We start from the raw sequence: 314 nt of genomic DNA on the forward strand, positions 1-314 counted from the left end.
GCCTCGCCCGGCGCGAGGCCCTGTGGGCGATCAAGGCGCTGCGAGACGAGCCGTTACCGCTGTTCGCCGCGGCGGCAGCTCGGGAAGCCATGCCGGTCGCCGAGCAGGCGGAGCCAACCGTTTCGTTGCGGCCGATGATGGCCGGCAGAGAAGTTGTCGAGGATTACGGTCATATCGGCCTGACGCTGCGCAGGCATCCCGTTTCTTTTCTGCGGAAGGACCTCGCGGCCCGGCGATTCCTGACCTGCACTGAGGCCGTCGCCTCACGTGACCGGCGTTGGGTCGACGTCGCCGGCCTGGTCCTCGTCCGGCAT

Annotated in this window: 1 pseudogene; it reads left to right on the forward strand. The window is 68.5% G+C overall.

The window, feature by feature from the left end:
- Nucleotides 1–314 (forward strand): annotated as a pseudogene (locus CEV33_RS01570) (OB-fold nucleic acid binding domain-containing protein); the annotation flags it as partial.

It is taken from the genome of Brucella grignonensis, assembly GCF_002252505.1.
GTDB lineage: Bacteria > Pseudomonadota > Alphaproteobacteria > Rhizobiales > Rhizobiaceae > Brucella > Brucella grignonensis.